The organism is Microcoleus sp. PH2017_28_MFU_U_A (genome assembly GCF_020738035.1).
Taxonomy (GTDB): Bacteria; Cyanobacteriota; Cyanobacteriia; order Cyanobacteriales; family Microcoleaceae; genus Microcoleus.
Map to the genome: position 1 here is coordinate 1 of NZ_JAEQCX010000170.1, position 11236 is coordinate 11236.

At 46.5% G+C, this 11236-nt stretch carries 10 protein-coding genes; 8 read left to right on the top strand and 2 right to left on the bottom strand.

What is annotated here, in order from left to right:
• Together JGK14_RS32000 and JGK14_RS32005 are read left to right on the top strand one after the other, a co-directional pair.
• The coding region (locus JGK14_RS32000; protein ID WP_293219050.1) for a hypothetical protein at nt 1-383 on the top strand (383 nt) is incomplete at its 5' end.
• 236 nt (nt 384-619) lie between these two features.
• Nucleotides 620-3838 (top strand): GAF domain-containing protein, encoded by a 3219-nt coding sequence (locus JGK14_RS32005; RefSeq protein ID WP_293186848.1) that lies wholly within the window; start codon nt 620-622, stop codon nt 3836-3838.
• Between the two features lie 56 nt (nt 3839-3894).
• Here the strand turns inward: JGK14_RS32005 and JGK14_RS32010 are convergent, their stop codons facing one another.
• Nucleotides 3895-4086 carry a hypothetical protein gene (locus JGK14_RS32010; RefSeq protein ID WP_293186847.1) on the bottom strand — a complete coding sequence of 64 codons (192 nt, stop codon included), beginning with the start codon at nt 4084-4086 and terminating at the stop codon, nt 3895-3897.
• 174 nt (nt 4087-4260) lie between these two features.
• Here JGK14_RS32010 and JGK14_RS32015 point away from each other — a divergent pair, with 174 nt between their 5' ends.
• The 3 genes from JGK14_RS32015 to JGK14_RS32025 all read left to right on the top strand — a co-directional run bounded on the left by JGK14_RS32015 (nt 4261) and on the right by JGK14_RS32025 (nt 8125).
• Nucleotides 4261-4806 (top strand): inorganic pyrophosphatase, encoded by a 546-nt coding sequence (locus JGK14_RS32015; protein WP_293186846.1) that lies wholly within the window; start codon nt 4261-4263, stop codon nt 4804-4806.
• A gap of 323 nt (nt 4807-5129) precedes the next feature.
• Nucleotides 5130-6476, top strand: a complete 1347-nt coding sequence (locus tag JGK14_RS32020) for a serine/threonine protein kinase (RefSeq protein WP_293193626.1) — start codon at nt 5130-5132, stop codon at nt 6474-6476.
• 254 nt (nt 6477-6730) lie between these two features.
• Nucleotides 6731-8125, top strand: a complete 1395-nt coding sequence (locus tag JGK14_RS32025; RefSeq protein ID WP_293214235.1) for a serine/threonine protein kinase — start codon at nt 6731-6733, stop codon at nt 8123-8125.
• Between the two features lie 69 nt (nt 8126-8194).
• Here JGK14_RS32025 and JGK14_RS32030 read toward each other — a convergent pair whose 3' ends face one another.
• A complete protein-coding gene (locus tag JGK14_RS32030) occupies nt 8195-8326 on the bottom strand; it encodes a hypothetical protein (protein ID WP_293186843.1) in 132 nt (43 codons plus the stop codon).
• 32 nt (nt 8327-8358) lie between these two features.
• Here JGK14_RS32030 and JGK14_RS32035 point away from each other — a divergent pair, with 32 nt between their 5' ends.
• The 3 genes from JGK14_RS32035 to JGK14_RS32045 all read left to right on the top strand — a co-directional run bounded on the left by JGK14_RS32035 (nt 8359) and on the right by JGK14_RS32045 (nt 10969).
• Nucleotides 8359-8871 (top strand): inorganic diphosphatase, encoded by a 513-nt coding sequence (locus JGK14_RS32035; RefSeq protein WP_293152463.1) that lies wholly within the window; start codon nt 8359-8361, stop codon nt 8869-8871.
• Nucleotides 8872-9420: 549 nt separating this feature from the next.
• Entirely contained in the window at nt 9421-10329 is a 909-nt protein-coding gene (locus JGK14_RS32040; protein ID WP_325315924.1) for an MBL fold metallo-hydrolase, read from the top strand.
• 73 nt (nt 10330-10402) lie between these two features.
• Nucleotides 10403-10969 (top strand): diheme cytochrome C, encoded by a 567-nt coding sequence (locus JGK14_RS32045; RefSeq protein ID WP_293186842.1) that lies wholly within the window; start codon nt 10403-10405, stop codon nt 10967-10969.
• Nucleotides 10970-11236: the final 267 nt, after the last annotated feature.

Consider the following 11236-nt stretch of genomic DNA (forward strand, 5'->3'; position numbering starts at 1 on the left):
GCCACAAGCTTGAGGGTCTAGAGGGATATTTGAATGTCCCACTGTCGCCCTTTTGGGTGGGCCCGAATCCCCGTCGCTTTAGCCCTGGGGAGGTTCAAAACCGCCAATCTTACAAAAAAGCTCGCAGCCCCCAGACTAAAGTCTGGGGATGCAAGGGTATAGCAGCAAAATTGACAGAAATTCTAGTTAAAAACCACAATTGTGTACAGAAGGGCACACATCACCAACAATGGGTGGTGTCACAATTGCGGCTAATCCTACAATGCCATCCGTTTTTCAGCAGTTCCGCAGCACGCATTCCTGTTCGTGTCGGCGATCTCTGGAATAGGGCAAACCTAATTCAACCGGGCGCACAATGCCAAAATCAGTTAATAAACCATTAAAACACCATTCGCAATCTCTAAAAAGATTCCAGCAATCACACCGTTGCTTTACCGTATCACTAGCAGTTGAGCAGCAATGCCAACTGAACCTCCCTTGCCCTAGGCCCGGACTTCTGTAAACTGGGAAATAGTTTCACACATACTTGAGTCAGGTGCGACCTGTCTCACTCAAAAGATGAACTTGCCCGCTGTCCTAGCTTAGACTAACCCTTACACTTAAGCTTCTGTAAAGGTCTATGAATCCTCCTGCATCTTCCACAAATTACTCTTCTCTGGACAACGTGATAGATGTCACTCCTATCAGCAGTGAAAATAATCAACCCTACTCTACCCCTACGCCTTCTCCCTCTCCCGAACCCGTGGTTGCTCCTGCCCCTACCAGCAGCAGTGCAATTATCCCGCGCCAAGGAGTCACAAACATTCTTGCTCACCTAAATAAGGAAAGTTCCGTAGCAGCAGTTAAGGAAGTAGAAGAAAAACTTAAGGTTGTCAATCAAACCCTGGGAATGCTCGATAACATCCTGGAGAGCGAGGGATTTGACGCTATCCTCAACGATATGTTGCAGTCGATTACCCTCAAAACAGGGGAATTGCTCAATGCCGATCGCACTACGATATTTTTATTAGACGACGACAAAAATGAACTCTGGGCAAAAGTTGCCAAAGACGAAAATGGCAAAAGCATAGAAATCAGAGTTCCCGCCCACGTGGGCATCGCCGGAGAAGTAGCCACCGAGAAAAAAGTGGTTAACATCCCTTACGATTTTTACAACGATTCGCGATCGGCTAACGCCAAAAAAGTTGAAGAAAAAACGGGCTACCGCACTTATACAATGCTGGCAATGCCCCTGCTAAAGGAAGAAACAAACGAGTTAGTAGCAGTCGTTCAACTGATTAATAAACTAAAACCCGATCACCAAAATCACGCTAGTTTAGATCGACAAATCGACAGGGCTGGATTCACGGAAGAAGACGAACGAGTTTTCAATGAATTTGCTCCCTCAATTCGCCTAATTCTAGAATCCTCCAAATCTTTCTACGCAGCAACTCAGAGACAGCGGGCCGCCACGGCGCTGATGAATGCCGTAAACGCTCTTTCTAAGAGCAGTCTCGACTTAGAAGATACCCTCAAAAGGGTCATGGATCAGGCCAAAGAACTCATGAATGCCGATCGCAGCACCCTCTGGCTGATCGACGAAGATAAAGATGAACTGTGGACGAAACTTCCCAACAAAGAAGGCACACTTACAGAAATTCGCATACCCAGAACAGCCGGTTTTGCAGGAATCGTCGCCCAATCCAGCGAACACCTGCTGATTTCCTTTGACGTGTACGACGACCCCCGCGCCAAAACTTCGCGAGATACCGACCAAAAAACAGGCTACCGCACTTGCAGTATGCTGTGTATGCCAGTGTTTAACTCCGACAACAAATTGATTGGAGTTACGCAGTTAGTCAACAAAAAACGACAAGGAGAATTCCCGCCCTACAACCCGGCAGATTGGCCTCAGGCCCCCGAACAGTGGAAAGCGAGTTTCAATAAAAACGACCTGGACTTTATGCAGTCGTTTAACATCCAAGCAGGAGTGGCCCTGCAAAATGCCAAACTGTTTGCAGAAGTCAAACAGCAAGAACAAAGACAAAAAGATATGCTGCACGCCCTGACTAACGGCGTGATTTCTACAGATAAAAAAGGCAATATAGTTGCGACAAATCCCAGCGCCCAAAAATTACTCGGTGTCAGCGAGGCAGAATTAGCAGAAGGCCAATCTTTGCGCGAGTTAATTAAGTTAGAAAAAGGCGATTTTGCCAAGTGGTTCGATGCGTCTTTGTCTCCAGAAGACGATAACGATCGCCAGCAGTATTACCCCGATCAAGTTTTGCTCTCCTGTGAAGGAAAATCGCAGAGTATCAATCTCTCGATCAACTCAATGACCGATGCTACCGATCCCAACAAAGTCAACGGCGCGTTAGTCGTCATGGAAGATATTAGCAGCGCCAAGCAAGTCAAAAACTTGATGTACCGTTACATGACCCCAGAAGTAGCCGAAGCACTGTTAGCTTCAGGGGATACAGGATTGGGCGGCAAGCGCAAGGAAGTTTCGGTGCTGTTCTCAGATATTCGCAGCTATACCACACTTACGGAAAAATTGCAAGCTGAAGAAGTGGTGGTGATGCTCAACAAGTATTTTGAAGTGATGGTAGATGTCGTATTCGAGTACGGAGGCACTCTCGACAAATACATCGGCGACGCTCTGATGGCAGTTTTCGGCTCTCCGGCGCCCCTAGAAGATCATGCTTGGTGCGCGATGCAAACGGCAGTGAAAATGCGAGCAGAACTCGATAAATTCAATCTCGATCGTATAGCTAATGGTGAGTTGCCCATCAGTATTGGTATGGGCATACATTCCGATCAAGTTGTCAGTGGCAACATTGGCTCAAGTAAACGCATGGAATTGACTTCTATAGGAGATGGCGTCAACCTCGCCTCTCGCTTAGAAGGCGCCAGCAAGCAGTACGGAACTGACTTAATTATTAGTGACAATACCTACAAGCATTATCACGAGAGAGTCTACGTGCGGGAACTCGACTTCATTACCGTCAAAGGCAAAAGCGAACCAGTTATCATTTACGAACTCGTCGGCATCAAAGAAGGATACTCGCCCATTGGCAAGTCACTAACCGAAAAACAGCAACAAGTTGTAGAACATTATAATAAGGGTCGCGAACATTACAAGACGCCAGTCACTCACAGACTATCTGACAGTGAGGTGAAAAATATCTTAGATGATGTCGCCCAAATGCCGGAGACAGAAATCAAAAAACTTTCCTACAGTGTCGAGGAACAGTTGGAATACGAACTAAAGAAGTTGTTATATCAACTCAAAAAGCTGTCAGAGTACGATCCCAAAAATCTGTCTGAAGCAGATAAACTAATCGTGCTGTTGCAGCCAGAAATCCAACTGTTGAAATTGGAAGGTCTCAAAAACCTCTCGGAAGATGAAGCCAAAATGTTGCTGCAAGCCAAAATCAAGCAGCTATCAGCAGACGATATTCAATCGTTGCAAGAGGGCGAGGTTAAAAAACTGTTGGAAGCAGACATCTTAGAACCATCAAATCCTAAAATTAAAAGGCTGAAACCCGCACAGATCAGGCAGCTATTGCAGGCTAAAATTAAAATTAAAGCCTCCGAGACAGTGATAGAAATGTTAGAGGAGGAATTTGAAAATCTGGGACTCGATCGCGTGAAAAAACTCCTCAGCGAGTTTAAGAAAGTCTTAGAACCAAAAGCCAAGCAAGCTTTTAGAGACGCAGAACGCGAATTTAACCTTGTTCTGGACATTGAACCCAAAAACAAGGCAGCTAAACTGCACGTCGATCGCTGCGGGTTATATAAGCTCAGCCCTCCCGACGTACTAAACTGGGACGGCGTATGGAATCTCAAAGAAAAATAGCAGCGGTACCCGGTGCGGAGGGGGCGATCGCGATCGGGAGTGCACCTCCCCTCCAATCAATTAACCTTAATATCCTGTTGGGGCAATTTTAAATCAGCTCCAGCAGGTATGATTGTTAGATAACCGGACTTGGGATCGCTTGCCTCGCCACCGCCAGATACCCGCATTGTGCGGTGTTTGGCGACAACAAACACAGCACTTCTACCTTCAGAAGAGCTTCCAAAAAAAATTAGGACTTGCGCCAGCATTACCCAGTTTTTAAGAAAAATCTGGGGCAAAGGCGACCTAACATCCACTCAAAAACCGGGTTTTTTACCCCGCGCCCGTAAGTCTTAATAACTTTGGCGCCTCCTAAAAGCAGCTTGCTTTCAGCAGAAAGCTAACGTTCTAGTCTTAGATATAGAAAACTACTAGCATCAGTTATGGATAATTGGAATTCGCAATCGGGAGATATTGAGTCGGTAGATCAGGTTTACCAACTATTGCTAGAGATTGCCCGCAGCTCGCTGTCAGATATCCCCAGAATCCCCGAAAACATCACTCAAAAGTCTCTTCCCCTGCTCCAAAAATTACAAAGCATTCAGCAAAGACCACAGGGACAAGGGTTTAAATCTGATTGGTTTTCGGTAAACGATCTCGAATGGGTGGCTCAAGTCCGCCAACTGCTCGAAGAACTGACCCGCCAGTCTTTGTCGGAACGGCCCAAAATGCCAGAAAACATGGCGGGCAGAGCTTTGAGTCTCGCAGATAAGGCACAAAGCATCAAAGAAACCATAGAAAATGCAGCCTCCAGCCCAAAAGATGAAGATGATAACTCGTTTCAGTCTCCAGAGACGCTGCTGAATTTATTGCACCAGAGTTTAAAAACTCAGCGGGCAAAAAGCTACCAACCAGACGCTCCCGAATGGCACCAACTCATGACCATGCTAGATGTAGTGCAGTCAATTTACAAGCAAATTCAACGTTAAATTTAAGCTTGAATCAGGGGCATTTTTATGGTGTTTAAAGGCGCTGGTTCTTTGGCAAAAAAAAGTTTTTTGCCGTAGCAATGTCGGACAAGGCATCGTGCGGCGTTCGTACTCCAAAACAATCACTCTGAGCTCGCTAGGAGGAAACGGCATTGCCGTTTCCCTAGCCCGATCGCTCCTAGGGAAACTGGACGTGCCGTTTCCTGAGTGTGGGTAATATTAATTGCGATACCACCAGGTTCGATCTAAATCGCTTAAACAAGTGCAGACAATTGCAGCTTGGCCAGCTAAGCTGGGTTCAATCGCTTCAGTGGCAGGTGAACATGAGCGGACAAAACATCGGGGATTTGTTAGGAGAAATATTAGAAAATCGGTATAAGTGCTCACGGCGACTAGGCAAGCAAGCCGGACGGCAAACATTACTAGCCCGCGACTTAAAAACCCAACAGCAAGTAGTAGTCAAACTCCTGTCATTCAGCAGCGATTTCAACTGGGAAGACTTGAAACTGTTCCAGCGAGAAGTCGAAACCTTAAAATCCCTATCCCATCCTGCAATTCCCCAATATCTCGACTCCTTTGAAATCGACACACCCAGCCGCAAAGGATTCGCCCTAGTTCAGACTTATATCGAAGCCAAATCCCTCCAAGAGTATCTCTCAGACGGCCGCACCTTCAGCGAAAATGAGGTCAAACAATTAGCCACAGCATTACTAGACATCCTCGGATACCTGCACCAGCGACAGCCGCCGGTGATTCACCGCGACATTAAACCCAGCAATATTTTGCTCAAAAATCGATCGGGCAATAGCGTCGGTGAAGTCTACCTAGTCGATTTTGGTGCTGTTCAAACCCTAGCCACGCAACAGGGAAAAACCGTCACCGTTGTCGGAACTTATGGTTATATGCCGCCCGAACAATTTGGCGGGAGAGCAGTTCCAGCTTCCGATTTGTACGGCTTGGGAGCAACATTAATCGCCTTAATTACCAAGCAGCATCCAGCCGATTTGCCACAGCAAGATTTGCGGATTGAATTCGAGCAATTCACGGAATTAAGTCCCGGTTTTAGCAATTGGCTGAAGTGGATGACGCATCCCAGTTTAGAACGCCGTCCCGCCTCAGTTCAGATTGCCAAAGAAGTTCTGGAAAAACCGCAGCAAATAGATAAATATTCCCGGCCAGTGAGACAGGGGAAAATTGTGAGTACCGACGAATTGTTCTGGAATGCGATCGAGGTCGGAATTTCGACAGGAACTAAAGCTATAGGAGCTTGTGCAGTAATAATTTTAAGCATCATTGCGATGGGGTTTTGGGAGCAAATTTTTATCGGAGGATTCTGGAGCGTTCTTTTCGCCTTGCCTCTGGCGTTAGCGAATGGAATAATCGCAGCAATTGTGACGTGCTTTTGGTTTTCCCCCCTAACTAATCCCAAACTTCACCGACAGGTTTTAAATGCAATTAGTATCGTGACATTTACCTCGGCGACCAGTATTTTCTTGTGGCCGATGATGGAGGATTGGAAGGATGAAGGGACGTGGAATATTATTAATGATGGAGAGCTTTCCATGTCTGAAATTAGCTTTATACTTGCAATATCGCTAATTGTAGGACTGTCAATGGGGACAGCTAGCAAGTCTATTGCCCGGTGGTATCAAAAAGCAAGCGGACTATAATCTAAAATTTACAGGAATTAGGCACTCTGACTTCTAGAAACCGGGTTTTTACGAAAATACGCGTTGTAACCGCCAGACTCGCTAAAAAAACCGATTTCTGAACCCCGACGCTCGCTTCAAATTAAAATAAAGGTCAACACGGTTAACTTAAGAGATGACAAGAGGGAAAACTCATGAAAAATAGATACTGTGATTGCTTCGTTCCTCGCAATGACCATCTTAAGTGAACCGTATTGAAATAAAGGTAATAAAACATGACTGGTAAAATATTAGCAGAAAGCTATGAAGTGCAGCGAATACTGGGAAAACAAACCGGTCGCCAAACGCTGCTGGCTCGCGATTTACAAACTCAAGAATTAGTTGTCATCAAACAGCTCTTCCTCGGTAGCGATTTTGAATGGCAAGACCTCAAGCTATTTGAAAGGGAAGCGGAAACTTTAAAAGCACTTTCTCACCCAGGAATTCCTCGGCACCTCGACTACCTGGAAATTGACGAACCAGACAGTAAAAGCTTTGCCTTGGTACAGACTTATGTAGAGGGAAGAACTTTAGAAGAACATTTGCGCTGCGGGCGTACTTTTAGCGAAAGTGAGGTGAAAGAATTAGCTAAATTGCTATTAGCAATTTTGATGTATTTGCACGAGCAAAATCCGCCTGTTATTCACCGCGATATTAAACCAAGCAATATCTTACTACACAGCAGATCCGGCCATAGTGTCGGACAAGTTTATTTAGTTGATTTCGGTTCGGTGCAGAACCAAGCTGCAAAGTTTGGCGGCACAATTACAGTAGTCGGAACTTATGGATATATGGCACCGGAACAATTTGGCGGGCGATCGGTTCCGGCTTCTGACCTTTACGGTTTAGGTGGAACTTTAATTTATTTGGTAACGGGTTTGCATCCCATGGAACTATCGCAGCAGGATTTGAAAATTCAATTTGCCGATCGCGCGAAGCACCTCAATCCTAATTTGATTCATTGGCTGGAGTGGATGACCGAACCGAGCTTGGAAAAACGGTTATCTTCGGCTGATAAAGCATTCCGATCGCTCGACGAAAATCCCTGTGCTATCAACAAAATCAAAAAAAATCCTCTTGTAGTGCAACCGCCAGAAAGCGATATTAAACTCACAAAAAATTCGGAGTTTATAGAAATTATAATTCCACCTAAGGAAGTCGATTTTAGTTTGATTGCCTGGTTCTCGGCTGCGGTTGCTGCAAATATCCTTTTAAGGATAGGTGGTTCCAATTACCTATCGGTAATCAATAATTTATTAAGGAATTCGTTGATTATGCTATCAGGAAGTTTACTAGCTGCTGTAGTAGTAACACTTCTCTCTGCATTATTTCGGGAATTGCGTGTTAGAATAGATCGGCATCAAATCTCCTATACCAGCAATCTTCTAGGGCTGAAATGGAATTATCCACGATCGATGTCCAGACAGGAGATTTGTCAATTGGAAATTAGGCAATACAATTCCAACATTTATCAGATGCTTATTCAAGCTGGCAAGCAAAAATATCAACTAGGAGAAAACCAGGGACTAAGTGAATCAGAAATCACATGGTTAGCAACAGAACTAAGCCAGTGGTTGGGATTGAAAATTAAAAAAACTTTGACAGAGGGGAAAAATAATATCTGGTTCTGAAAATATCTCGATCGCCCAAACAAACCATTCCCCTCTCAAACTGTGGGATGGGCGTCCCGCCCGTCCAATCTATTGTTCGTGGGATGTCCCGCCCGTCCGCTGTATCTTCTCGCACTCCCCCGCTTTGTATCCAGCTTTATGCAGCATCGATCCCGATCGCCCGTAAAATGCTATGAAAGGGATTTGGCAAGTAGCACTCATCCCCGATCATCTGTTAAGTTGGAGATATTATTGTGGACTTATCGCTAATTCCGGCACAGCCGAAACCAGGACTGCTTAACGTCCTGATCGAAATTACCGCCGGTAGCAAAAACAAATACGAGTTTGATAAAGAGATGCAAGCCTTTGCACTCGATCGCGTGCTCTATGCCTCAGTGCAATACCCTTGCGACTATGGCTTCATACCCAACACCTTAGCCGATGACGGTGACCCCCTCGACGGCATGGTGATGATGGACGAGCCCACATTTCCAGGGTGCATCATCGCGGCCCGTCCGATCGGAATGCTGGAAATGATCGACGGAGGCGACAGAGATGAAAAACTGCTGTGCGTTCCCGACAAAGACCCCCGTTACGCTCACTATAAGTCCCTCAAAGACGTAGCCCCACACCGCTTGGACGAAATAGCCGAATTTTTTAGAACCTACAAAAATTTGGAGAAAAAAGTGACCGAAATTCTGGGTTGGCAAGATGTCGATCTAGTAATGCCGTTAGTCGAAAAGTGCATCGCAGCCGATCGCAAATAGGTTCCAAGCGCCTGCATCCTCGACTGCAACCCGAGTAACAATTCAGGAAGCCGAACTTAATGCAACCGATCCGCGTCTAGGACGTGCAGTCGAGGAGGGGGTGGCTAGAATGTAAAATCATTGGTGAATCCCCAGTCACCGGAACGGAATTCCTCAAACCGCCACCCCCGGCACAATCTTGAAAAAAATCCTAGTCATAGAGTAAGATTAAGCGCAAATTCTCAGCAAGCGGGCGAATGCGTTCTACTTTTGAGGAAAATTTACCCGAACACTGACATCAACGCTATCTTAATCTCAGGACAGTTCCGCACGCCGGGCAGCCCACAGGGTGCAAAAATGGTCTCTAAAGCGTGATATCTGTTACAGCAACCGATCGCGCACGGGTTGAGGCTTCTAACAACCCAAGTGTTCGGTAAGTCTGATTTCCGGGTTTGGTACTCGGATAGTTTTCTATAAAGCGTTTTATAGTACGGATTGCTAAAAACTAAACACTAAAAACTAAACACTAAGATCTCAACTCCCAAGTTCCTGCGCCCAAACCTAAAAAAGATGCCAGATTCCGCACCCTCTCAAACCACTCCAGAGCCTTCCGATCAGAAAGCCAGTATGGAAAATAGTCCTTTGACCGAGTTTGTCGTTCAGTTTTGGGGCGTGCGGGGCAGCATCGCCACCCCCGGCAGCAAAACAATTCGCTACGGAGGTAATACCTCTTGCGTAGAAATGCGCTTGGGGAAAAAACGCCTGATTTTTGATGGTGGCACCGGTCTGCGAGTTCTGGGCCTCAACCTGCTGCGACAAATGCCGGTCGAAGCCCATATGTTTTTCAGCCACACTCACTGGGATCACATTCAAGGATTTCCATTCTTTACTCCTGCCTTTATCCCGGGGAACTGCTTTCACATTTACGGAGCGATCGCCCCCAACGGCACTACAATCAAACAGCGTCTTGCCGATCAAATGCACCACCCCAATTTTCCAGTCCCCATCCAGGTGATGCAGTCAAACCTCAAATTTAACGATTTGACCCCAGGGGATATTCTCGAACTCGACGATGTGAAAGTCGAAACGGCATTGCTCAATCACCCGAATACCGCGATCGGGTATCGAGTCACCTGGGAGGGACACACGGCCGTCTACTGCACCGATACAGAGCATTTTCCCGATCGGCTGGACGAAAATGTAGTACACCTAGCTCGCGACGCAGACGTGCTGATTTACGACGCCAACTACACCAACGAAGAGTATTACGACTTCAAAAACCCAAAAGTCGGCTGGGGACACTCAACTTGGCAAGCCGGAGTAGAAATAGCGAAAGCTGCGGGAGTCAAAAAGATCGTGATGTTTCACCACGATCCCGGTCACGACGACAATTTTCTCGATCGCGTCGAAGCAGACGTGCAGGCAGCATTCGCCAATAGCTGCTTGGCCCGCGAAGGCATGAGCATACCAGTAATCTAGAAAACCCATCCATGCGGGCTGGGAAAAAACTCCTCCAGACCGCAGAAATTAGCAGCCAGAACGCAGAAACAGAATGAATCACGAAACTCCCCCCAAGTATCGCTCTCGTGGCTTGCGGGGGCTTTACTCAACATTGCTGGTGTTGATAATTGTCTGCTGTACAGGAGGCGGATGGGTGGCAGCCCAGACTGCGAACTCCAACACTCCAGCGCGACTTGCTCAAGTGTCTGCTATTGAAGATAATGGCACTGTCGATCGCATCCCCGAACGCTACCAACTCGGACAGCAACTCTACCTAGAAAACTGCGCCACCTGTCACATCGGCTTACCCCCGCAAGTATTGCCAACAGAAACCTGGCGCCGCTTGTTGCAAGATTCCCAACACTACGGACAAACCTTGAAACTCCTAGTAGACCCGCCCCGGCTGCTAGTGTGGAACTACCTGCAAACTTTTTCCCGTCCCGAAGCCAAAGACGAAGAACTAGCTTACCGAGTCGCCACCTCTCGCTACTTCAAAGCTTTGCACCCCAGAGTCAAGCTGGCGCAACCAGCAAATATCAGCAGTTGCGTTACTTGTCACCCAGGTGTGTCTAAATACAATTTCCGCCAGCTTACCCCTGAGTGGGAAAATTCCCCGTAAGGAATCTTAAGTTCTTGATTGAGGAAAATCAGAATTCAAGTCTGAGCGATCGAACTACTGAAAAAGCAGGACTGAAGTCCTTACTACAAACCTTATAAAATCTGTTCGTAGTGAGGACTTTTGTTCTCGGAAAAAGCAGGACTGAAGTCCTCACTACAAACCTTGTAAAATCTGTGAGGACTTTAGTCCTCGGGGTGCATCTGGCGCAAGGAAGAGGGCGAAGCATGACCGCATATAAGTTATTAGTTATCATCTCCTATTGTCTGC